Annotated in this window: 19 protein-coding genes; 10 read left to right on the forward strand and 9 right to left on the reverse strand. The window is 64.6% G+C overall.

Annotation, left to right across the window (positions count from 1 at the left end):
- Positions 1-12: 12 nt before the first annotated feature.
- The gene (locus FXB41_RS33905) at positions 13-831 is read left to right on the forward strand and encodes an enoyl-CoA hydratase/isomerase family protein (protein WP_219684838.1); all 819 of its coding nucleotides are present in this window, start codon (positions 13-15) and stop codon (positions 829-831) included.
- 77 nt (positions 832-908) lie between these two features.
- Here FXB41_RS33905 and FXB41_RS33910 read toward each other — a convergent pair whose 3' ends face one another.
- The 4 genes from FXB41_RS33910 to FXB41_RS33925 all read right to left on the reverse strand — a co-directional run bounded on the left by FXB41_RS33910 (position 909) and on the right by FXB41_RS33925 (position 6,075).
- A complete protein-coding gene (locus tag FXB41_RS33910) occupies positions 909-3,023 on the reverse strand; it encodes an acetate--CoA ligase family protein (RefSeq protein WP_219684839.1) in 2,115 nt (704 codons plus the stop codon).
- Between the two features lie 185 nt (positions 3,024-3,208).
- Positions 3,209-3,958: a VOC family protein gene (locus tag FXB41_RS33915; RefSeq protein ID WP_219684840.1), complete on the reverse strand. Its 750-nt coding sequence runs from the start codon at positions 3,956-3,958 to the stop codon at positions 3,209-3,211.
- A 2-nt stretch (positions 3,959-3,960) separates the two neighbouring features.
- Entirely contained in the window at positions 3,961-4,749 is a 789-nt protein-coding gene (locus FXB41_RS33920; protein ID WP_007599286.1) for an enoyl-CoA hydratase, read from the reverse strand.
- 120 nt (positions 4,750-4,869) lie between these two features.
- Positions 4,870-6,075, reverse strand: coding sequence for an ABC transporter substrate-binding protein (locus FXB41_RS33925; RefSeq protein WP_219684841.1), 1,206 nt, complete (start codon positions 6,073-6,075; stop codon positions 4,870-4,872).
- 297 nt (positions 6,076-6,372) lie between these two features.
- Between FXB41_RS33925 and FXB41_RS33930 the strand changes: the two genes are divergently transcribed.
- Positions 6,373-7,167: a thermonuclease family protein gene (locus tag FXB41_RS33930; protein WP_007599283.1), complete on the forward strand. Its 795-nt coding sequence runs from the start codon at positions 6,373-6,375 to the stop codon at positions 7,165-7,167.
- Positions 7,168-7,298: 131 nt separating this feature from the next.
- Positions 7,299-8,690 carry a M48 family metalloprotease gene (locus FXB41_RS33935; protein ID WP_246649422.1) on the forward strand — a complete coding sequence of 464 codons (1,392 nt, stop codon included), beginning with the start codon at positions 7,299-7,301 and terminating at the stop codon, positions 8,688-8,690.
- A 122-nt stretch (positions 8,691-8,812) separates the two neighbouring features.
- On the opposite strand, the gene FXB41_RS33940 is transcribed toward FXB41_RS33935, so the two are convergent.
- The gene (locus FXB41_RS33940; protein ID WP_007599274.1) at positions 8,813-10,138 is read right to left on the reverse strand and encodes an MFS transporter; all 1,326 of its coding nucleotides are present in this window, start codon (positions 10,136-10,138) and stop codon (positions 8,813-8,815) included.
- Positions 10,139-10,320: 182 nt separating this feature from the next.
- On the opposite strand from FXB41_RS33940, the gene cyoA reads away from it, so the two are divergent.
- The 7 genes from cyoA to FXB41_RS33975 are packed head-to-tail and all read left to right on the forward strand — an operon-like array spanning position 10,321 to position 17,231.
- The gene (gene cyoA, locus FXB41_RS33945; protein ID WP_219684842.1) at positions 10,321-11,478 is read left to right on the forward strand and encodes a ubiquinol oxidase subunit II; all 1,158 of its coding nucleotides are present in this window, start codon (positions 10,321-10,323) and stop codon (positions 11,476-11,478) included.
- 11 nt (positions 11,479-11,489) lie between these two features.
- On the forward strand, positions 11,490-13,487 hold the full coding sequence (gene cyoB / locus FXB41_RS33950) for a cytochrome o ubiquinol oxidase subunit I (protein WP_219684843.1): 1,998 nt from the start codon (positions 11,490-11,492) through the stop codon (positions 13,485-13,487).
- A complete protein-coding gene (cyoC, locus tag FXB41_RS33955) occupies positions 13,488-14,117 on the forward strand; it encodes a cytochrome o ubiquinol oxidase subunit III (RefSeq protein ID WP_007599270.1) in 630 nt (209 codons plus the stop codon).
- Positions 14,114-14,500, forward strand: a complete 387-nt coding sequence (gene cyoD, locus FXB41_RS33960; RefSeq protein WP_219684844.1) for a cytochrome o ubiquinol oxidase subunit IV — start codon at positions 14,114-14,116, stop codon at positions 14,498-14,500. Before cyoC ends, cyoD begins: the two co-directional genes overlap by 4 nt.
- On the forward strand, positions 14,497-15,357 hold the full coding sequence (locus FXB41_RS33965) for an SURF1 family protein (RefSeq protein WP_219684845.1): 861 nt from the start codon (positions 14,497-14,499) through the stop codon (positions 15,355-15,357). Before cyoD ends, FXB41_RS33965 begins: the two co-directional genes overlap by 4 nt.
- The gene (locus FXB41_RS33970; RefSeq protein WP_219684846.1) at positions 15,329-16,708 is read left to right on the forward strand and encodes an ATP-binding protein; all 1,380 of its coding nucleotides are present in this window, start codon (positions 15,329-15,331) and stop codon (positions 16,706-16,708) included. Before FXB41_RS33965 ends, FXB41_RS33970 begins: the two co-directional genes overlap by 29 nt.
- The gene (locus FXB41_RS33975; protein WP_219684847.1) at positions 16,698-17,231 is read left to right on the forward strand and encodes a response regulator transcription factor; all 534 of its coding nucleotides are present in this window, start codon (positions 16,698-16,700) and stop codon (positions 17,229-17,231) included. Before FXB41_RS33970 ends, FXB41_RS33975 begins: the two co-directional genes overlap by 11 nt.
- 182 nt (positions 17,232-17,413) lie before the next feature.
- Here the strand turns inward: FXB41_RS33975 and FXB41_RS33980 are convergent, their stop codons facing one another.
- The 4 genes from FXB41_RS33980 to FXB41_RS33995 form a co-directional block, all read right to left on the reverse strand.
- Positions 17,414-18,250 (reverse strand): CarD family transcriptional regulator, encoded by an 837-nt coding sequence (locus tag FXB41_RS33980; protein WP_007599265.1) that lies wholly within the window; start codon positions 18,248-18,250, stop codon positions 17,414-17,416.
- A 344-nt stretch (positions 18,251-18,594) separates the two neighbouring features.
- Positions 18,595-18,933 (reverse strand): ferredoxin FdxA, encoded by a 339-nt coding sequence (gene fdxA / locus FXB41_RS33985; protein WP_007599264.1) that lies wholly within the window; start codon positions 18,931-18,933, stop codon positions 18,595-18,597.
- Between the two features lie 132 nt (positions 18,934-19,065).
- On the reverse strand, positions 19,066-19,335 hold the full coding sequence (locus tag FXB41_RS33990; protein ID WP_083869901.1) for an RNA-binding S4 domain-containing protein: 270 nt from the start codon (positions 19,333-19,335) through the stop codon (positions 19,066-19,068).
- Positions 19,336-19,419: 84 nt separating this feature from the next.
- The gene (locus tag FXB41_RS33995) at positions 19,420-22,851 is read right to left on the reverse strand and encodes a helicase-related protein (protein WP_219684848.1); all 3,432 of its coding nucleotides are present in this window, start codon (positions 22,849-22,851) and stop codon (positions 19,420-19,422) included.
- Between the last annotated feature and the right edge of the window lie 465 nt (positions 22,852-23,316).

The following is a 23,316-nucleotide window of genomic DNA, read 5'->3' on the forward strand; positions in this document are numbered from 1 at the left end:
TTCGAGGACATCATGAGCACCTATAAAGATATCGGCGTCGAAAAAGTTGGTCACGTCGGCACCATCGAGATACGCCGCCCGCCGCTCAACTTCTTCGACATTTCGCTGATCAACCAGATCGCGGACGCGCTCGACGAGTTCGATCGCGACATCGAGATTCGCGCCTCGGTGCTGTCGGCGCAGGGCAAGGCATTTTGCGCCGGCGCCAATTTCCAGGACCCGGCACGGCAGGCCCAAGAGGCGCGCGAAGCCGATAAGACGGCCAAGGGCGATCCGGCCGACAGCCTCGGAGCGATCAATCACCTCTACATCCAGGCCGTGCGCATCTTCCGCGCCAAGAAGCCGATCGTCGCGGCCGTGCAGGGCGCCGCCATCGGCGGCGGATTGGGCCTCGCCGTCTCCGCGGACTTCCGGGTCACCTGCCCCGAAGCGCGCTTCTCCGCGAACTTTACAAAACTCGGCTTCCATCCCGGCTTCGGCCTGACCGTGACGCTGCCCGAGCTGATCGGCAAGAACAACGCCGAGCTGATGTTCTACACCAGCCGCCGCGTCACCGGCGAAGAGGCCTTCAAATGGGGCCTCGCCAACGAACTGGTGCCGCAGGACCAGGTCAAGGCGGCCGCACTGAAGCTCGCCGGCGAAATCGCCGAATGCTCCCCGCTCGGCCTCGTCTCCACCCGCGCCACCATGCGCGCTGGCCTCGCCGATCGCGTGATGGCGGCGACCAATCACGAGCTCGAGGAGCAGACGCGGCTGCGCGCGACGGAAGACTTCAAGGAAGGCGTGAAGGCCACGGAAGAGCGGCGGGCGGCGAATTTCAGGGGGCGGTGATTCCGACTTTTGGCCGGATCACTTTGGCGCGGCCACAACTTCCCATGTCGTCCCGGCGAAGGCGTTAATTGTGACTGTTATCTCCGCCCCACCACCAGCGCATCCACGATGGTCACGCCCTGGCCTTCGGCGTGCACCAGCACCGGGTTGAGCTCGATCTCCGCGATCTCCTCTGCATGCTGCGCGGCAAGCAGAGAGATATCCGCGATCAACTGCGACAGTGCCGCAACATCCGCCATCGCGGCCCCGCGAAATCCTGTCAGCAGCGGTGCGGCTTTCAAGCGCGCCAGCATCGCGCCGGCTTCTTCTGCGCTGACCGGCGCCGGACGATAGACGACGTCGCGGAATAGCTCTGTCGTGATGCCGCCAAGGCCCACCATCACCATCGGCCCGAACGTCTTGTCCGTCATCGTGCCGATGATGATCTCGACACCCTGCTTCGCCATCGGGCAGACCAGCACGCCCTGAATGGCCGCCTCAGGCCTGTGCTTGCGCGCGTTGTTGAGCAGCGCCTCGAACGCCAGAAACACTTCGCCCTTTGTGGTGATATTGACGCGCACGCCGCCGACCTCGCTCTTGTGCGCGATGTCCGGCGACTGGATCTTCAGCACCAGCGGAAAGCCGATGCGGGCGACGGCGTCGTCGAGCCCGCCCTTGTCCTTCACCAGCACTTCGTCCGGCAGCGCGATGCCCGCGGTGCGGAGCAATGCCTTGCTGTCGGCTTCCGAGAGCGCCGGCGATTGCAGGTGCGCAGAGATGTCCCGCACAGGGACTTGCGCAACGTCCAAGGGCTTCTGGAGCTTGAACTTGGCGTAGTCCACGAGTTGCCGCATCGCGACGCCGACATGGGTGAGGCCCGAGAGCACCACGACGCCGGATTTGGCAAGCTCGCGCCGGGCGAAATCGGACGGCACCGTGTAGGAATAGAACACCACAGGCTTGTGCTGCGCTGCCAGCACCGGCGTCAGCTCGGCTTCCCTAAAGGGCTTGCGGATCTCGCTCGACAGCGACAGCACGACCAGGATCGCGTCGATCTCGTCGGATGCGGTGAGCACATCGACGCTCTTTTGCAAGCCGCCCGAGGTCACGCCCTGCGCGGTGACGTCGATCGGGTTGCGCGCGGTTCCGTAGGACGGCATCAGCGTCCTGATCTGCGCCTGGACTTTTTCGGAGAGCTCCGGCATCTGCAAACCTTGCAGCGCCACGGCATCGGCGCCCCAGATGCCGGCACCGCCGGAGACGGTGACGACGGCGACGCGATCGCCTTTCGGCAACGGATTGCTCGCAAGCACCGCTGCGATCGTCAGGGCTTCGTCGAGATCGTTGGAGACGATGAAGCCATATTTGGCAAACACCGCGTCGTAGGCCGCCGACCATCCGGCCATGCTCGCGGTGTGCGAGGCGGCAGCGCGCATTCCGGCGCCGGAGCGGCCGACTTTCGTCACGATGACAGGCTTTTTCAACTCGGCCGCGCGCCGCGCTGCCGCGAGAAACTTGTCGACGTCGCGAATGCCTTCGATGAACAGCAGGATCACGTCCGTGGAAGCGTCCTGCACCATGTAGTCCAGGAACTCGCCGGCCCCGAGATCGGATTCGTTGCCGGCACTGACGACATAGCTCACGGCAATGCCGAGCGCGCTGGCGCGGTGATAATAGGCAAAGCCGATGCCGCCGCTCTGCGCGACGATGCCGATCCGCTTCGTCGCGGCGACCAGCGGCACCACGCCCGGCTTGACGTCCACGGCGGGACTGAACGTCGCCGCCACGCGCTGCACCTGGCTGAAAAAACCCTCGGCGTTCGGGCCGGAAATCCGCATGTCGGTGCGTCTCGCCAGCGCCGCGATCGCGTCCTGCATCGCCGCGCTCTCCCCGCCCTCCTCGGCAAAGCCGGAGGAGATGATCACGGCGTTCTTCACGCCGGCGGCGGCACATTGCTCGAGCGCGGCAAGCACCGCGCGGGCGGGAACGAGGATGATTGCGAGATCGATCGGCGTGCCGATGTCGGTGATCGATTTGTAGCAAATGAGGCCGTCGATCTCGGCGTAATTCGGGTTCACCGGATAGATTTTTCCGGGATACTCGTTCTTGCGCAACATCGACAAGAGCCGCCCCGGAATCTTCTCATGATCGCGCGAGGCACCGATCAGCGCGATGCTGGCGGGTGCAAAGAAGCTATCGAGCGGATGCGGCATGGAGTGATCCCCTTCTTATTCTTCGTGCACCGCCGTATCCAGACCGTCATCCTGAGGTGCGAGCCGCGCGCTGCATAGCACCGTGCGGGGAGCCTCGAAGGATGAGCGGCCCCGCCGGTGGCCGTCGCCCTTCGAGGCTCGCCGAAGAGGTGAGCACCTCAGGGTGACGGATCACTGCCAAGCACTCAACTGACGCGGAACGTCACCCCACCGAGCAAGAACTCGTTGCCCGCCACGGCATGTCCCTTCGCCCTCGCAGCATGCAGCACGCCGGCAACATCAGTGACCCGAAACTCCAGCGCGCTCATGATTTCGCTGGCGCCCTTCACGAAGCGGAATGTTGCGTTGGGCAGCTTCAGTTCGGCATCGCCAGTCGGCGCAACGCCGATGATCTTGCCCCAATGCTCGGCCAGCCGTTGCGGGTCCGGGCTCTGCATTTCTACGCAAGTCAGCGCCTGCGTCACGTCCTTGCGGATGAATTTTTGCCAGTCAGGGCCGGCAGGTGGATACGGCCCCAAAATGTCGTCGCTGCCTTCGGTGTGGTTGAACTCGATGAAGGCGGCGCGGCAGTCGCGGGGATGGAGCTGCACGCCGTGATAGGGCGCGTGGTCGATGACGTTGGCGGTGCGCACACCCAGCGCGTTGGCGTTCCGGCCGCGCTCGTCGGGATCGTTGCAGCAGAAGATCGCCATGTAGCCGCCGCGCCCGCCGCTCTTCTCGATGAAGCGGCCGGCCGTGGTGCCGTCCTTGAACGGCGCGACCACCTCCAGCAGGATCGTGTCGACCGGCAGCAGCGCGTTCTCCAGGCCGTATTTCGCAACATTGCCGTCGCGGTAGCAGACAGCGAGGCCCATGATATCAGCGATGTCGGAGATCACGGGCGCGAGCTGCGGCGCGACCAGGCAGATCTGCCGCAACCGCATATAGGGCGCCATCGTCATGCGCCCTTGAAGGTCGGCTTGCGCTTCTCGACGAACGCCTTTGCGGCCTCCTTGTGATCCTCGGTGTCGCTGCAGCGGGTGTGGTGGATCGCCTCGCCGTCGAAGCAATCCTCCAGCGCGAGATGCTCGGCATTGTTGATGTTGCGCTTGATGAAGCCGAGCGCGATCGACGGGCCTTGCGCCAGCGACAGCGCGAGCTCGTGCGCGGCCGCGTCGATCTCGGCGTCGGGGACGACCTTGGTCACCATGCCGATCGCATGAGCCTCCTTCGCGGTCAGCACCGGCGAGGTCAGATAGAGCTCGCGCGCCCGCGCACTGCCGAGCAGCTGGGTGAGGAAATAGGTGCCGCCGTAATCGCCGGAGAAGCCGACTTTTGCGAACGCGGTCGTGATCTTGCAGGATTCGGAGGCGACGCGGAGGTCGCACGACAGCGCCATCGACAGACCCGCGCCGGCCGCCGCGCCATCGAGCTGCGCCACCACGGGTTTCGGCATCTGGTGCAGGATGCGCGACACCTCCATGCCGCGGCGCAGGTTCGCCATCTTCACTTCGAACGGCAGCGGCGCCCGGCCCTCCGCCATCGACTTGACGTCGCCGCCGACGCAGAACGAGCCGCCCGCGCCCTTCAACAAGACCGCGCGCACCTCCGGATCATCAGCGGCGCGACGCGCCGCCACGACCAGCCCGGCGACCATGTCCGGGTTGAGCGCGTTCTTCCGCTCGGGCCGGTTCATGGTGATGGTGAGCAGCCCACCCTCGAGCTTCTGCAGAACCATGTCGTTCATGGGGCTTCTCCCTTGTCGTTGTTTTGCTTGATCTATCACCACACTCGTCATTGCGAGCGAAGCGTTTCCGCGGAGACAGCCTGGATTGCTTCGTCGCTTCGCTCCTCGCAATGACGGTGTTTATTTCTTCACCAGCGGACAGCGCGACTGCTCCAGCGACTGGAACGCCTCGCTGCCGGGCACCGTGGCGAGCAGCTTGTAGTCGTCCCAGCGGCCCTTGGATTCCGACGGCTTCTTGACCTCGAACAGGTACATGTCGTGCAACATGCGGCCGTCCTCGCGGATCTTGCCATTCTTGGCGAAGAAGTCGTTGATCGGTGTCTCCTTCATCATTTTCATCACCGTCGCGGCGTCGGTCGTGCCGGCCGCCTTCACTGCTTTCAGATAGTGCGTCACGGAAGAATAGACACCGGCTTGCGCCGAGGTCGGCGGCCGCTTCATGCGCTCCTGGAAGCGCTTCGAGAACGCGCGGGTGTCGTCGTTGAGATCCCAGTAGAAGGCTTCCGCAAGCAACAGGCCCTGCGCGGTCTCGAGCCCGATCGAGTCGATGTCGGTCACGAAGGCGAGCAGCGGCGAGACCTTCTGGCCGCCCTTGGTGATGCCGAACTCGGCCGCCTGCTTGATGGCGTTGACGGTGTCGCCGCCGGCGTTCGCGAGCCCGATCACCTTTGCTTTCGAGGCCTGGGCCTGCAGCAGGAACGACGAGAAATCCGACGTGTTGAGCGGATGGCGCACGCTGCCGAGCACCTTGCCGCCGGTCTTGGTCACGACGGCGCTGGTGTCCTTCTCCAGATCCTGGCCGAAGGCGTAGTCGGCGGTGAGGAAGTACCAGGTGTCGAGGCCCGACTTCACGGCCGCAAGGCCGGTCACATTGGCCTGGCCGTAGGTGTCGAACACATAGTGAATGGTGTAGGGACCGCAGGCCTCGTTGGTGAGGCGGATCGAGCCCGGGCCGTTGAACATGATGATCTTGTTGCGCGCTTTCGCGATCTCGCCGGCGGCAAGCGCGGTCGCGGACGCCGCGACGTCATAGATCATTTCGACGCCCTGATTGTCGAGCATGTCGCGGGCGATATTGGCGGAGAGATCGGCCTTGTTCTGATGGTCGGCAGCCAGCACCTGGATCTTGCGGCCGAGCACCTCACCGCCAAAGTCCTCCACGGCCATCTTGGCCGCGGTCTCGCTGCCGGGGCCGGTGATGTCGGCATACAGGCTCGACATGTCGAGGATGCCGCCGATCTTCAGTGGCGGCTTGTCCTGGGCCTGTGCGGCGCTTGCACTCAGCGCCAACGCAGCAGCAAAAATACCCGACACAACATGCTTCATCGAAAAAGGCCTCCCTTATCGCGCCGTACTCTGATGGCGGCTTGGTTATTGGTGTTGCCGCAATCATGCCGCATGCGCGACAGCGCAGCAAGCGCGCGGGACGATGCAGATGAGCGATCAACACGCGCTTTCCGCAAAGCGGAATGACGAGATGCGGAAGAGTGCCTCCGCCGTCATTGCGAGCGCAGCGAAGCAATCCAGGATCTTTCCTCTGAGGGACTCTGGATTGCTTCGCTGCGCTCGCAATGACGGAGTATGAACAAACAGTCTTCGCGCCCCACCGCGCTTGAGTTATAATTGGAGCGCAACGCAACCTCACCGGGCAACGTGACGCAACGGCTTCAGCTGATCGCAATCCTTCTCGTCGCGGGGCAGAGCGCATTCGCGAGCCCGTGCCAGTTCGAGTCCCAGGGCGAAGGCCGCGTCACCGCGATCGATGCGCGCAGTCTGCGGCTCGATGACGGCCGGGAAATCCGCTTGACCGGCATCGAGCCGACCGCGACCACGAAGCAGGCGCTGACCTCGCTGCTGGTCGGGCACGACGTGATCCTGCGCAGCGCCGACGACACGCCTGACCGCTATGGCCGCCAGGGCGCGCTGGTCTTTGTCGGCGAGAGCGACATCTCCGTGCAGGCGACGCTCCTCGCCCAGGGCGACGCCATCGTCTCCGCCGAGATTGCCGATAAGGACTGCGCGGCGGCCCTGATGGCGTCGGAGGCCGAGGCGAGGCGCCAAAAAAAGGGCAGCTGGGCTGACCCGTCGGCCATAAAAAACGCGGAAAGTCCGGACGATATTTTGGCGGGGATCGGGCGTTTTGTGGTGGTCGAAGGCAAAGTCCTGTCGGTCCGGCAAGCTGGGGCAATGACCTACCTCAACTTCGGACGAAACTGGACACGCGGCTTCGCCGTGACTATTTCAAAGCGCATGGTACCCGCGTTCGAAAGCGCCGGGATCGCTCTTAAGTCTCTGGAAAATAAACGTATTCGTGTCCGAGGCTGGGCTGAGGGGAATACGGGGCCGCGTATCGATATACGCCTCGTAGGACAAATCGAGTTGCTGGGCGCAAACGAGCCGACAGGGGTAAGGCCCTAAAAAGGGCCAGGCACGGGTTAAGCGACGTGAATGGGGTGCTAGGACGGCACGGACAAGGTGAACGCCGCCTGCGGGCAGCGCCGGCTGTGCTATGCCTCGTGCTGGGTTCAGCCCTTGCCGGCTGCGGCGATATGGGCCGCTTCCAGACCGCGGCGGCCCCGCCGACCGTCGCGATGCCCAAGCCGAAGCCGGCCGTCGCCCAGACCCCCGCCACCGAGAAGGAGCATGAGCGCATCCTGGCGAGCTATGGCGGCACCTATGACGACGCCAGGCTCGAATCGCTCGTCACCAAGACCGTCGACCGGCTGGTCGCTGCGTCCGATCGGCCCGACCAGGGTTACCGGGTCACGATCCTCAATTCCGGCGCGGTGAACGCCTTCGCGCTGCCGAACGGCCAGCTCTATGTCACGCGGGGCCTGCTTGCGCTGGCGAGCGATACGTCGGAATTGTCCTCCGTGCTCAGCCACGAGATGGCGCATGTGCTGTCCAAGCACGCCGCGATGCGCGAGGACCAGGCCCGCCAGGCCGCGATCGTCACCCGCGTCGTCACCGACATGAGCAACGATCCCGATCTCACTGCGCTCGCGCTCGCCAAGACCAAGCTGACCATGGCGAGCTTTTCGCGCAATCAGGAGTTCGAGGCCGACGGCGTCGGCGTCGGGATTTCCGCCAAGGCCCATTTCGACCCTTATGGTGCCGCACGCTTTCTCTCGGCGATGGAGCGCAATGCCGAACTGAAGGTCGGCAAGACCTCGCTCGATCCGCGCGCGCAGGATTTCACCTCGTCGCATCCGGCGACGCCCGAGCGCGTGCAGAACGCGCAGACCATCGCGCGGCAATACGCAGCGCCAGAGGGCGGCGAGCGCGACCGCGAGACCTATCTCGCCGCGATCGACAACCTCGTCTACGGCGAAGACCCCAGCGAAGGTTTTGTCCGCGGCCGGCGCTTCCTGCATCCGAAGCTCGGCTTCACCTTCCAGGCGCCGGACAATTTTACGCTCGACAACACTGCGCAGGCCGTGATCGGCGTGCGCGACGGCGGCTCGCAGGCGATGCGGTTCGACGTCGTGCGGGTGCCGGCTGAACAGTCGCTCGGCGATTACCTGAATTCCGGCTGGATGGAAGGCGTCGAGAAGGCCTCCACCGAGGACATCACCATCAACGGTTTTCCGGCTGCGTCCGCCACCGCCAAGGGCGACCAGTGGCAGTTCAAGGTCTATGCGCTGCGGTTCGGCAGCGACGTCTACCGCTTCATCTTCGCGGCACGGCAGAAGTCGACCGAGAGCGAGCGCAATGCGCGCGAGACCGTCGGTTCATTCCGCCGCCTGACGCTCGACGAGATCCAGGCCGCGCGCCCGCTGCGCATCAAGGTCATCACCGTGCAGCCCGGCGACACCGTGGAATCGCTCTCCCACCGCATGGCTGGCGTCGATCACCCGGCCGAACGTTTTCGCGTCCTCAACGGGCTCGATCGCAACGCGCAGGTGAAGGTGCGCGATCGTGTGAAGGTCGTGGCGGATTGACGTACGCTAAACTGCCGTAGGGTGGGCAAAGCGAAGCGTGCCCACCATTCCCGATCAGGATTATTGAAAGATGGTGGGCACGGCGCTTACGCGCCTTTGCCCACCCTACAAGCTCCGCCCGATCAGCGCCCCGCGTCCATATCGCCGGCCTCGCGCTGGCCGCTGAGCCAGAGCGCGAGCAAGGTCCAGAACGCGCCCGACAGCAGGTACGCACCCGAGGCGATGACGCCGAGGTTGGTCGCCAGCAACAGCGCGACCAGCGGTGCAAAGCCGGCGCCGAACAGCCAGGCCATGTCGGAGGTCAGCGCCGAAGCCGTGTAGCGATACGCCTGCTTGAAGTTCGAGGCGATCGCACCCGACGACTGGCCGAACGACAGACCGAGCAGGATGAAGCCGATCACCATGTAGATGGTCTCGCCGAACGCGCCGGCATCGAGCAGCTGCGGGGCGAAGCCGCTGTAGATCGCGATCGCGATCGCCGATCCCATCAGCAGCGATTTGCGGCCGACGCGGTCGGCGATGACGCCGGAGAGCACGATCGCGCCGACGCCGAACACGGCGGCGACGATCTCGATGATCAGGAAGCGCACCGGACTTTCGCGGGTGAACAGGAACACCCAGGACAGCGGAAACACCGTGACCATATGGAACAGAGCGAAGCTTGCCAGCGGCGCAAACGCACCGAGCATGATGTTCTGGCCTTCGCGCGCCACCGTCTCGGAGATGCGCGAGGGCTGCAATTCGCGGGTCTCGAACAGCGAGGCATATTCTTCCGTCGTCACCATGCGCAGGCGCGCGAACAGCGCCACGACGTTGATGGCAAAGGCGACGAAGAACGGATAGCGCCAGCCCCAATCGAAGAAGTCGTCGGCCGAGAGATTTCCGGCGAAATAGGCGAACAGCCCGCTCGCCACGATCAGACCGAGCGGCGCACCAAGCTGCGGCACCATCGCGTACCAGCCGCGCTTTGAAGGCGGCGCGTTCAGCGCCAGCAGCGAGGCCATGCCGTCCCAGGCGCCGCCCCAGGCCAGACCCTGTGCGATGCGCGCCAGCGCCAGCAGCCAGATCGCGGCAACGCCGATCTCGTGATAGCCGGGCAGGAACGCGATCGCGACGGTGGCGGTGCCGAGCAGGAACAGCGCCGAGATCAGCTTGGCCGTCTTGCCGTATTCGCGGTCGACCGTCATGAAAATGACGGTGCCGATCGGCCGGGCCATGAAGGCCAGCGCGAAGATCATGAAGGAATAGAGGGTGCCGGTCAGTTCACTCGTGAACGGGAACACCAGGCGCGGGAACACGATCACCGAGGCGATCGCGAAGACGAAGAAGTCGAAGAATTCCGAGGTGCGGCCGATGATGACGCCGATAGCGATCTCGCCGGGACTGGCCTGGTCGTGGCCGTGCTCGCCCGAGTGGTCTGCCATTGCGGGGGTCTGTGCCATCGCCATTCGCGCGCCCTTAACGTCCTGAAAACCAAAGCTGACCGCCCGGCGAGGCGCCAGGCAATCTAGCCTTGTCTGGCGCAACATCCCGCAGTGCAACATTGGACAAATTGTCCAATGTCCGGATTGCTGCGCCGCAGCTACCCCTTGGCCCCGCAAAAGAAACTCATTCTCATAAGGCTCGGCCCTTGTCCCGTTTCAAGATTCTGGCGCTGCTACCCCTGGCGGTTGCGCTCAGCGGCTGCAACTACGTCGTGCTGGCGCCGGCCGGCGATATCGCAGCGCAGCAGCGCGACCTCGTCATCATCTCCACCGTCCTGATGCTCCTGATTGTCGTGCCCGTGATGGCGCTGACGGTGCTGTTCGCCTGGCGCTATCGCCAGTCTAACACCGACGCCCGCTACGAGCCGGAATGGGACCACTCGACCAGCCTCGAGCTGGTGATCTGGTCGGCGCCGCTCTTGATCATCGTTTGCCTGGGCGCGCTGACCTGGATGGGCACGCATCTGCTCGACCCCTATCGCACGCTCGGCCGCATCCATGCCGACCGCGCCGTGGACCAATCCAAGGCCCCGCTCGAGGTCGACGTCGTCGCGCTCGACTGGAAGTGGCTCTTTATCTATCCGGACTACGGCGTCGCCACTGTCAACGATCTGGCAGCTCCGGTCGATCGTCCCATCAACTTCCGCATCACCGCGTCCTCGGTGATGAACTCGTTCTACATCCCCGCGCTGGCCGGCCAGATCTACGCGATGCCGGGCATGGAGACCAAGCTCCACGCCGTCGTGAACCACGCCGGCACCTACCGGGGCTTTTCCGCGAACTACAGCGGTGCCGGCTTTTCCGGCATGCACTTCAACTTCCAGGGTCTCGACGACAAGGGCTTTGACGCCTGGATCGCAAGCGCCAAGTCCGGCGGCTCGCTCGGCCGCGCCGAATATCTCCAGCTCGAAAAACCCAGCCAGAACGAGCCGGTGCGGCGCTACGGCACCGTCGATTCCGATCTCTACCGCCTGATCCTCAACATGTGCGTCGAGACCGGCAAGATGTGCCAGAGCGAGATGATGGCAATCGACGCCAAGGGCGGCCTCGGCCATGAGGGCCTGAACAACACGCTGCCGCTGGCCTACGACAAGTACGCTCGCCGCGGCACGGCGCTTGGGCCGGAGCCGACCTTCGTCGCCGGCACCTGCACGCCCGATGCGCCGCAGGGCAGGACCACCGCCTCCATCACGGCGCCTCTCGACACCGCGCCGCTGCTCGGCGCTGGCCTGAAGCGGCCGAGTTTCACGCCGCTGAAGTCCTCGTCCTTCTTCCTCGGACAACGTCCGAAGTCAGATTCGTAAAGAGATCCCGCATGTCTCCTGATCTTCTCAAGCTCATCTTCGGCCGGCTCACCTTCGAATCGCTGCCGCTGCACGAGCCGATCGTCGTCGGCACCTTTGCCGTGGTGGCGACCGGCGGCCTCATCATGTTTGCCGGCCTGACCTATTTCCGCGTCTGGGGTTATCTCTGGAGCGAGTGGTTCACCAGCGTCGACCACAAGCGCATCGGCATCATGTACATGATCCTCGGCATCGTGATGCTGCTGCGCGGCTTCGCCGACGCGCTGATGATGCGGTTGCAGCAGGCCCTCGCCTTCGGCGGCTCGGAGGGCTATCTCAACTCCCATCACTACGACCAGGTCTTCACCGCCCACGGCGTGATCATGATCTTTTTTGTGGCGATGCCGCTGGTCACCGGCCTGATGAACTTCGTCGTGCCGCTCCAGATCGGTGCGCGCGACGTGTCGTTCCCGTTCCTGAATAATTTCAGCTTCTGGATGACGGTCGGCGGCGCGGTGCTGGTGATGGCCTCGCTGTTCATCGGCGAATTCGCCCGCACCGGGTGGCTCGCTTATCCGCCGCTGTCGAACATCGGCTACAGTCCGGATGTCGGCGTCGACTATTACATATGGGGACTACAGGTCGCGGGCGTCGGAACGACACTGTCCGGCATCAACCTGATCTGCACCATCGTCAAGCTGCGGTGCCCCGGCATGACCATGATGCGGATGCCGGTGTTCACCTGGACCGCGCTCTGCACCAACGTGCTGATCGTCGCTTCCTTTCCGGTTTTGACCGTCGTGCTCGCGCTGCTCTCTCTCGACCGTTACGTCGGCACCAACTTCTTCACGAACGATTTCGGCGGCAGCCCGATGATGTACGTGAACCTGATCTGGATCTGGGGTCATCCCGAGGTCTACATCCTGGTTCTCCCCGCCTTCGGCATCTTCTCGGAAGTGACCTCGACCTTCTCGGGCAAGCGGCTGTTCGGCTACACCTCGATGGTCTACGCCACGGTGGTCATCACCATCCTGTCGTACCTGGTCTGGCTGCACCACTTCTTCACGATGGGGTCGGGCGCCAGCGTCAACTCCTTCTTCGGCATCACCACGATGATCATCTCGATCCCGACGGGCGCGAAGATGTTCAACTGGCTGTTCACGATGTATCGCGGCCGCATCCGCTTCGAGCTGCCGATGATGTGGACGATCGCGTTCATGCTGACCTTCGTGCTCGGCGGCATGACCGGCGTGCTGCTCGCGGTGCCGCCGGCCGACTTCGTCCTGCACAACAGCCTGTTCCTGATCGCGCACTTCCACAACGTGATCATCGGGGGCGTGGTGTTCGGCGCGTTCGCCGGTATCGGCTACTGGTTCCCGAAGGCGTTCGGCTTCAAGCTCGACCCGTTCTGGGGCAAGCTGTCGTTCTGGTTCTGGGTCACGGGTTTCTATCTCGCCTTCATGCCGCTCTATGTGCTCGGCCTGATGGGTGTGACCCGCCGCCTCCGCGTGTTCGACGATCCGAGCCTGCAGATCTGGTTCATCGTCGCCGGCATTGGCGCCTTCCTGGTCTTCCTTGGCATCCTCTCGATGCTGATGCAGTTCGCAGTCAGCTTCCTCAGGCGCGAGCAGCTCAAGGACGTCACCGGCGATCCCTGGGATGCGCGTACGCTGGAATGGGCGACCTCCTCGCCGCCGCCGGCCTACAACTTCGCCTTCACTCCTGTCGTTCACGACAATGACGCGTGGTGGGACATGAAGAGGCGCGGTTATCAGCGCCCGCTCACCGGGTTCAAGCCGATCCACATGCCCAGCAGCACCGGCACCGGCATCATCCTCGCCGGCCTTGCCACCGCGATGGGATTCGGCCTGATCTGGTACATCTGGTGGTTGGCCGCCGCGAGCTTCATCGCGATGCTCGCCGTCGGCATCGGTCACACCTTCAACTATCACCGCGATTTCGACATTCCGGCCGAGGACGTCATCCGGGCCGAGGACGTGCGCACCAAACTGCTCGCCGGAGCCAAGTAAATGACTGTCGCTGTCAATCCCACGCAAACCGGCGAGCCGGTGTTCTACCTCGCCGACGAACACCCGCATCCGGAAGGCTACAGCACCTCGCTCGGCTTCTGGATCTACCTGATGAGCGACTGTCTCATCTTCGCGATCCTGTTCGCCACCTTCGGCGTGCTCGGCGGCAACTACGCCGCCGGTCCGGCGCCGAAGGATTTGTTCGAGCTGCCGCTGGTCGCGGTGAACACCTCGATGCTGTTGCTATCGTCGATCACGTATGGTTTTGCGATGCTGACGATGCAGCAGAACAAGATCGCCCAGACCCAGATCTGGCTGGCGATCACCGGCCTGTTCGGCGCCGCGTTCATCGGCATCGAGCTGTCGGAGTTCGCCCACATGATCCATGAAGGCGCGACGCCGCAGCGCAGCGCCTTCCTGTCCGCCTTCTTCACCCTGGTCGGCACCCACGGCCTGCACGTCAGCTGCGGCCTGATCTGGCTGGTGACCCTGATGGTGCAGGTCTGGAAGTTCGGCCTGATCGAGGCCAACCGCCGCCGCCTGATGTGCCTGTCGATGTTCTGGCACTTCCTGGACGTGGTCTGGATCGGTGTCTTCACCTTCGTCTACCTCCTGGGAGTTCTGCGATGAACACCGATACTCACGCCGCCCATGCGGGCGATCATCACCACGGCGACAGCCACGCCAACGCCCACGGCTCGTTCTCGACCTACATGCTCGGCTTCGTGCTCTCGGTCGTGCTCACCGCGATTCCGTTCTGGCTGGTGATGAGCGGCGCGCTTCCGAGCAAGCAGATCACCGCGCTCGTGATCATGGCCTTCGCGGTCGTGCAGATCGTCGTGCACATGATCTACTTCCTGCACATGAACACGACGTCCGAGAACGGCTGGAGTATGATGGCGCTGATCTTCACCATCGTCATGGTGGTGATCGCCCTGTCCGGTTCGCTGTGGGTGATGAACCATCTCAACAGCAACATGATGCCGATCCACCAGATGAACGGGATGAAATGAACGAAATCCGGACCGAGACGAGCAAGGCAAACGGGGCGCGCCGCGACGCTGCGCACCCGTCCTTGTGGCTCACGGTCCTCTCGCTCGCGGCCATTGCACTTCTGATCGCGCTCGGCGTCTGGCAGATCGAACGCCGCGCCTGGAAGCTGGCGCTGATCGACCGCGTCGAGCAGCGCGTTCATGCCCCGGCGCAGCCGATCCCCTCGCCAGCGGCATGGCCGACCGTCTCCGCCGCAAACGACGAATACAGGCACGTCAGCGTCAGCGGCCGTTTCATGCATGACCGTGAGACGCTGGTTCAGGCCGTTACCGAAGAAGGCCCGGGCTATTGGGTGTTGACACCGCTCAGGCGCGACGACGGCACGCTGGTACTGGTCAACCGCGGCTTCGTGCCGTCCGACCGGCGCGACGTCTCGACGCGCCGGGACGGCAATCCGCAAGGCGAGGTCGAGATCACCGGCTTCTTGCGCGTCACCGAGCCAAAAGGCGGATTCCTCAGGACCAACGTGCCTGAGCACAATCGCTGGTACTCGCGGGATGTCACCGCGATTGCGGCGGCACGCGGCCTCGACCATGTCGCGCCCTTCTTCGTCGATGCCGACGCTGGATCACAATCCGGCGGCGGCCCAATCGGCGGATTGACCGTGATCAGCTTTCCCAATAACCACCTGATCTACGCGCTGACGTGGTTTGCCCTGGCTTTCATGCTAGCCGGCAGACTTATCGTCACATTCGGCGGCGGGCTGTTCCGCCGCAGGAAGCCCTGGAGCGGCTTCGTCCACGAAGCGGCCGACGGCTCCGATGCCGACGCCCGCAGGACGGGATCAGATGCTGGAACGATCGTCGAGCCCACCTGACGACGGAAGAACGCATGTCGCCGTCACGCTGCAATCGCAGGCGGACGCGCGCAGCGAGCTGATCGGCGCTGCGCCGACCGACGACGAGACCAACCGCAAGAACATGGCGCTGCTGATCCAGCTGCGCTGGACCGCAGTGGTCGGGCAGATCGTGACCATCGGCGGCGTGCATGTCTGGCTCGGCATTCCCCTGCCTCTCACCCGCATGGGCGCGGTGATCGGCGCACTGATATTTCTCAACGTCTCCAGCCTGGTGTGGGTGCGCCATCGCGCCGCGATCACCAACAACGAGCTGCTGGTCGCCCTGATGCTGGACGTCGCTGCGCTGACCGCGCAGCTCTATCTCAGCGGCGGCGCCACCAATCCCTTCACCTCGCTGTTCCTGCTCCAGGTGACGCTGGGCGCGGTGCTGCTCGATGGCCGCTCGACCTGGTCGCTGGTCGCGCTGACCTGCGCGAGCTTCGTCTGGCTGACCGTCGCCTATCGGCCGCTCGATCTGCCGCCGAACCCGCTGAGCGAGACCTATACGCTCACGGTTGCCGGCATGCTGCTGGGCTTCGTGCTCAACGCCGTGCTGCTGGTGGTGTTCGTCACCCGCATCAACAGGAATTTGCGCGAGCGCGACGCGCATCTGGCGGCGCTGCGCCAGCATGCCGCCGAGCAGGATCATATCGTGCGCATGGGCCTGCTCGCCTCCGGCGCGGCTCACGAGCTCGGGACGCCGCTCGCCTCGCTCTCGGTCATCCTCGGCGATTGGCGCCGCATGCCCGACCTTGCCGCCGATCAGGAGCTGGCCGAGGACCTCGCGGAGATGGAGACCTCGCTGCAACGCTGCAAGTCGATCGTGACAGGCATTCTGGTGTCGGCGGGCGAAGCACGCGGCGAAGGATCGTCGCCGACGACGGTGGCGGCTTTCGTCACGGCGCTGGTGGAAGAGTGGCGCGACGCGCGCTCGGCGCGCACGCTGTATTTCGTCAACACCTTCGGCGAAGACGTCGCGATCGCCTCAGACGTCGCGCTGAAACAGGTGATCTTCAACGTGCTCGACAACGCCTACGAGGTCTCGCGCGACTGGGTCGAGCTCGTTGCCGAGCGCGAGGGCGATAGTCTCGTGCTGTCGATCAGCGATCGCGGCCCCGGCTTTGCGCCGGAGATGCTGGCACAGCTCGGAAAGCCCTATCAGTCGAGCAAGGGCCGCGCCGGCGGCGGGCTCGGCCTATTCCTGGTGGTGAATGTGGTGCGCAAGCTTGGCGGCAGCGTGACTGCCGAGAACCACAGGAAGCGCGGCGCCACGGTCCGCCTCACGCTGCCGCTCGCCACGCTCGCGATCGGAGGCAGCTTTGACGCCTGACCGTTCGCTCATCGTCGTCGAGGACGATGCCGGCTTCGCCCGCACCCTGAAGCGTTCGTTCGAGCGCCGTGACTACGAGGTCGTGCTCGCCGCCTCGATCGAGGGCGTGCGGAAAGTTCTGGAGGAGCGATCGTTCGGCTATGCCGTCGTCGACCTCAAGCTCGGCGGCGCCTCGGGGCTGGCCTGCGTCGAGCTCTTGCACACGCACGATCCGGAGATGCTGATCGTGGTGCTGACGGGCTTTGCCAGCATCTCCACCGCCGTCGAGGCCATCAAGCTTGGCGCATGCCACTATCTGGCGAAGCCATCGAACACCGACGACATCGAGGCCGCCTTCAACAAGGCCGCAGGCAATGCCGAGGTCGCGCTCGACGTCCGGCCGACCTCGATCAAAACACTAGAATGGGAACGCATCCACCAGACCCTGATCGAGACCGATTTCAACATCTCGGAAGCGGCAAGACGGCTCGGGATGCACCGTCGGACGCTGGCGCGGAAGCTCGAGAAGCGGCCGGTGAAGTGAGGTTGGTCAACTTTGTAGGGTGGGTTAGCGAAGCGTAACCCACCACTTCTTTGCGGCAGCATGGTGGGTTACGCCTTCGGCTAACCCACCCTACGGACCGAGCAAGATCATCCGGCGCCCCAAACAAAAAGCCCGGCCAAACGGCCGGGCTTTTGATCTGTTGCGATCGACGCGCGAGCCGCTTACGCGGCCTCGTCGGCGACCGTGGCTCCGCCCTCGGTCTCGTCGCTATCGCCCTCGGCGTCGGCTTCGCCTTCGGCGGCTTCGGACTTGGCGCCGGTGCGACGCGGGCTCTTGGCGAGCTGGGCCTCGATCTCCTTGACCGCTTCGGTCTCGGTCGAGTGCTGCACCACCGCGATCTCGCGGGAGAGACGGTCGAGCGCGGCTTCATAGAGCTGGCGTTCGCTGTAGGACTGCTCGGGCTGCGATTCGGAGCGATAGAGGTCGCGCACGACTTCCGCGATCGCGACGATGTCGCCCGAGTTGATCTTCGCTTCGTATTCCTGGGCGCGGCGCGACCACATGGTGCGCTTGACGCGGGCACGGCCCTTGAGGGTCTCGAGCGCACGCTTCACCAGCGCGGGCTCGGACAGCTTGCGCATGCCGACATTGGCGACCTTGGCGGTCGGCACGCGCAGCGTCATCTTGTCCTTGATGAAGTTGATGACGAACAGCTCGAGCTTCGCGCCGGCAATCTCCTGCTCCTCGATGGCCAGGATCTGGCCGACGCCGTGGGCGGGATAGACGACGAATTCGTTGGCCTTGAAGCCCTGACGCTGGGTCACGACCTTCTTTTCCTCGACCTTCGGCGCAACAGCCGCGGGCTTCACGGCCGGCTTGGCGGCAGCGACGGGAGCCTTGGCAGGAGCAGCCGCAACAGGAGCCTTTGGCGCGGCGGGCTTGGCAGCGGGAGCCTTGGCAGCGGGCGTCTTGGCAACAGCGGGCTTGGCGGCAGGCTTGGCGGCAACAGGCTTGGCAACGGTCGCTTTCGCGGCCGGCTTGGCAGTCTTGTTAGGCATTGCGCTTCTTTTGTTCTTCGAGGACTTTGCAGCCGGCGCCTTAGTCGCGGTCCGACCCTTGGATGCGCTACGGCTGGCCGTGGCGACTTTCTTGGCGTCCTTATGGGAAGCCTTCGCTGAAGTACTCTTTTTACGCGTTTTCTGTGACACAGCCTGCGCGCGGAAACTGCCACGCCCCTGTTCGACATTTGGTTTCACGGGAACCCAACGGGGCCGACGGGGCTAACCAGGGTTCGGCTCAATGTGCCCAATATAGCACATTTCCCGCAAAAATCAATGATTTAGGGGTCTTAAGGGCTGGTTTTCGGCGGTAACGCCGCTAATAGGGTTAAGTTTGACCCGAATTAGTCGCCGGAGCCGGGGTTCGCGGAGAAATACTTGTCGAACTTGCCCTCCATGCCGTCGAAATCCTTGGCGTCGGCAGGTGATTCTTTCTTCTGGGTGATGTTCGGCCAGCTCTTGGCGTAGTCGGCGTTGACCGTGAGCCACTTTTCCAGGCCCGGTTCCGTGTCCGGCTTGATGGCATCGGCGGGACATTCCGGCTCGCACACGCCGCAATCGATGCACTCGTCAGGATGGATGACGAGCATGTTCTCGCCCTCGTAGAAACAATCGACCGGGCAGACCTCGACGCAGTCGGTGTACTTGCACTTGATGCACGCTTCAGTGACGACGTAAGTCATCCAACGCTCCGAAAAGCTCTTTTAAAAGTCGCGGCTTGCGTAGCGCGGATGGCCCGGCGCCGCAAGCTCAGGAACGGCCGATCATGACGGCTTTATGCGCTTGATCGACCAAGAAATGAATTCAAAGCGCAATTAATTGCGCTGAGAATTCGGATGGCCTTCACCGAGCTCTTCGTAGAGCACACGGGCCGAGGCGGCATCGCCGCGGCGTTCGTTGAAGGCGGTGACTTTCAAGACGCGCACAGTGCGATCGAGCGCGATGGTGAGCACGTCGCCGATCTTGATCGCATGCCCCGGCGATTTCTCGCGTGCACCGTTGACGCGAACATGGCCGGACTCGACAAGCTCGGCAGCGGAGGTGCGCGCCTTCACCACCCGCGCGTGCCATAGCCATTTGTCGATGCGCTGCCGCTCGGTCGTGACCCTATTCCCTCTGACGCGTTTTCTTCACGCGAACCGCTCCGCACTTCGCTTGAAAACGCTGTGCTACTCCTTACGCCCGGACAGCTGCTCCTTTAGCGCAGCGAGTTTTGCAAACGGCGAGTTCGGATCGACAGGACGATCGCGTTCGCGCGGATTGGCGCTCGATGCATAGGGACGCAGCGAGGGTCCGCCCTGGCGGTCGCGGCCCTTGTCGCGGTCGCGGCCACGGTTGTCGCGACCCTTGTCGCGATCGCCGCCACCGAACTTGCCCTTGTTGCGATCCTTGTTGTCGCGGTCCTTGTTGCCGCCATTCTTGCCCTCGAAGCGACGGTTCTTGTCGTCGCGCCCCTCGGGACGCGGCGCGGCTTCGGCGCCGCCTTCGCGCGGCTTGCGGAAGTCCCTGCCGCCATCGCGGCCGGAATCCCGGCGATGACCGCCGCCATGGCGATGACGCTCACCGCGTTTCTCGCCGTCGGCGGCAGGCTGGGCTTCGCCTTCGGCAGGCGCAGCGCCGGCTTCAGCGGCCGCCTGCGGACGCGGCTGGTGATGACGCTGGTTGCGATGGCGCTCGTGGCGCGGCTTGCGATCATCGTGACGGCCGGCGGGACGCCAGACCTCGATGAGCTCGGGCTCGGCGGGCGTTGCCGCGGCTTCCACAGGCGCAGCCGCATCGGCCGACGCAGCGGCTTCGGCTGCAGCAGTCTCTGCAGGCGCGGTCTCGGCAGGTGCGGTTTCGGCGGGAGCGGTTTCGGCGGCTTCAACGGGTGCCGCAGCCTCTTCCGCAGGCGGCGCGATGCCGGGAGCGTCTTCCGGCGTGACGGAAGCTTCAAGCGCCGGCTCGTCTTGCACCGGCTCGTCGTGCTGCTCCATGCCGGGCGCGTCTTCGACGGTCACAGGCTCGGCGGCGGCTTCGATCGCGGTTTCCGCAGGCACTGCGGCGTCCTCGACCGGCGTTTCGGTTGCGGGTGCCTCTTCGCTGGAGGCTTCAGCAACAGGCGTCTCGGCAACAGGCGCGGCCGGCTTCGCCGGCAGCGGCGGGCGCTTGTCCATGCGATAGCCGAGCGCACGCAGCACGGAGGCAAAATCTTCGCCGGCCGAACCGGTGAGCGAGGTCATCGCCTGCGTCACCACGAAGCTGCGGCCGTCGAATGCACCGGCGGGCTTTTCGCCGGACGCGTTCTCGCGCCAGGCCAGCGCCGGACGGATCAGGTCGGCAAGACGTTCCAGGATGTCGACGCGCACGGCGCGCTCGCCGGCCTGCTTGTAGCCGAGCACGCGATAGGCATCGCGCGGCAGCTGCTTGTCCACCGGGAACGAGGTGCGGCCGGAGCTTGCCAGATGCTGCGCGCCCGACAGCGCGGAGGGATCGACATTGTCCTGCTTCAGCGCCCAGAGCAGCGCGGCCAGAGCACGCCCGGCCGGCTTGAGCAGGCCGGGGAAATAGAGGTGATAGGCGCCGAAGCGGACGCCATATTTGCGCAAGGTCGCGCGCGAGGGCTGGTCGAGGTCCTTCAGCTCGTTGGCGATCTTCGGGCGCTCCAGCACGCCGAGCGCCTCCACGAGCTGATAGGCGATGCCGCGGGCGATGCCGGTGACGTCCTCGGCCTTGCTGAGCTCGAACAGCGGCCCGAGCAGCTTTTCGATATGCGTCTTGAGCCAGAGCTCGAGCCGGGCCTGCACCTTGTCGCGGGGGGCGCCCGTGAGGCGTTCGTCGGAGATGATGCGGATGCGCGGATGCAGCGCGTCCTCTGCGGCAGACAGCCGCGCCACGGCATCGCCGGTCCAGCGGATGATGCCTTCCGAAGTCAGCACGAACTGCTCGTCCGGCGCATTGCCCAGTTTTTCGGCGCGCGCGTTGATCTCGCCGGCGAGCACGGCCTGCGCTGCAGCCTGCAACGCTTTCGCATCGGAGCCGGCTTCCGCCGCATCCGGTGCAAAGGTGAAGCCATCGAGGCGGCCGATGACATGGCCTTCGACGATGACTTCGCCGGTCTTGCCGATTTCAGTATTCAAGCTCGTGTTCTCCCGCAGGCGGCGCATCAATACACTGGTCCGGCGATCAACGAAACGCTCAGTCAAGCGTTCATGGAGCGCATCCGATAATTTATTTTCGACCTCGCGGGCGATCCCCTGCCACCGTTCGGGGTCTTTCAGCCAGTCGGGACGGTTGGCGACGAAGGTCCAGGTGCGAATCTGCGCGATCCGGGCCGACAGCGTGTCGATATCGCCGTCGACGCGGTCGGCCTGGTCGATCTGGGTCCTGAACCAGGCGTCGGGGATACATCCCTTCCGCATCAGAAAGCCGTACAGCGTGGTGACCAGCTCGGCATGGGCGGCCGGCGACAGCTTTCGATAATCGGGGATTTGGCAGGCCTCCCACAGCCGTTCCACCGCATCCTTGCCATGCGCGACATCGCGCACCTCAGCGTCGCGGGCGGCGTGGTCGAGCACGCGCATGTCCTCGGCGATGGGCGCGCGCGTCAGCGCCTCGTGGCCGGGGGCCAGGTTCAGCGAGACCTGGAGCGCGCCGAGGGAAGCGAAATCCAGCTTCGAATTGCGCCATTGCAAAACCTTCACGGGATCGAAGGTGTGGTTCTGCAGCGCATTGACGAGCTCGGGCTCGAACGGTGCGCAGCGGCCGGTGGTGCCGAAGGTGCCGTTGCGGGTGGCGCGGCCGGCGCGGCCGGCGATCTGGCCGAATTCGGACGGCGTCAGGCGGCGGAACTGGTAGCCGTCGAACTTGCGGTCGGAGGCAAAAGCGACGTGGTCGACGTCGAGATTGAGGCCCATGCCGACGGCGTCGGTGGCGACGAGGTAATCGACCTCGCCGTTCTGGAACATCGCAACCTGCGCGTTTCGGGTGCGCGGCGACAGCGAGCCCAGCACCACGGCGGCGCCGCCATGCTGCCGCCGGATCAGCTCGGCGATGGCGTAGACCTCGTCAGCCGAGAAGGCGACGATGGCGGTGCGCCGCGGCTGCCGCGTGATCTTGCGGTCGCCGGCGAATTCCAGCTGCGACAAACGCGGCCGCGTGATCATGGAGACGCCGGGCAATAGCCGCTCGATGATCGGACGCATCGTGGCAGCGCCCAGCAGCAGCGTCTCGTCGCGGCCGCGGCGGTTGAGGATGCGATCGGTGAAGACGTGGCCGCGCTCCAGATCAGACGCGATCTGCACCTCGTCGACGGCGAGGAACGAGACGTCGAGATCGCGCGGCATCGCCTCCACGGTCGAGACCCAGTAGCGCGGCGATTTCGGCTTGATCTTCTCCTCGCCGGTCACGAGCGCGACGGCGTCGGGGCCGACCCTTGCTGCGATCTTGTTGTAGACCTCGCGCGCCAGCAGGCGCAGCGGCAGCCCGATCATGCCGGAGGGATGCGCGAGCATCCGCTCGATGGCGAGATGGGTCTTGCCGGTGTTGGTGGGACCAAGCACCGCAGTGACGCCGGCGCCGGGAAGCCGCTCGGAAGCGAAGGGGGAGGAGGAAAAAGGCATCTGGAGGATTAGGTAATGGCGATTGGGGCGAATGTCAGTGCTGTTTTGGGGCGAGGGCGCGAAGGGCCGGCCTCACACACTGCTGTCATCGCCCGGCTCGACCGGGCGATCCAGTATTCCAGAGGCGGCGCAGATCAAACCGAGAGGGCGCGGCGTACTGGATACCCCGGTCAAGCCGGGGCATGACGGCGGAGAATGCGGCGCCCTTCCCCGAACCTCGCGCAACTGTCTCACTTTGCGACGCTTTTCCCGTTGGCTTTAAGCTTCGGAACGAGTTGAGAACGAATCGCGGCCGAATCGCTGACTCCCCCTTGAGTCCTGTTCCGTTCTCGCAAGATGTCGCGGGAGGCTTAGTGGTTCGCACTAGATGGAGTTTTGGCCCGCCGCACAAGCGACGTTTCGGTGGCGGATTCGTTAAAGCTGGGGACGGCGCGGAGTCGAATCAGAATCGGGGAGGAGTCAAAT

The sequence above is a fragment of the Bradyrhizobium canariense genome (assembly GCF_019402665.1).
Lineage (GTDB): Bacteria > Pseudomonadota > Alphaproteobacteria > Rhizobiales > Xanthobacteraceae > Bradyrhizobium > Bradyrhizobium canariense.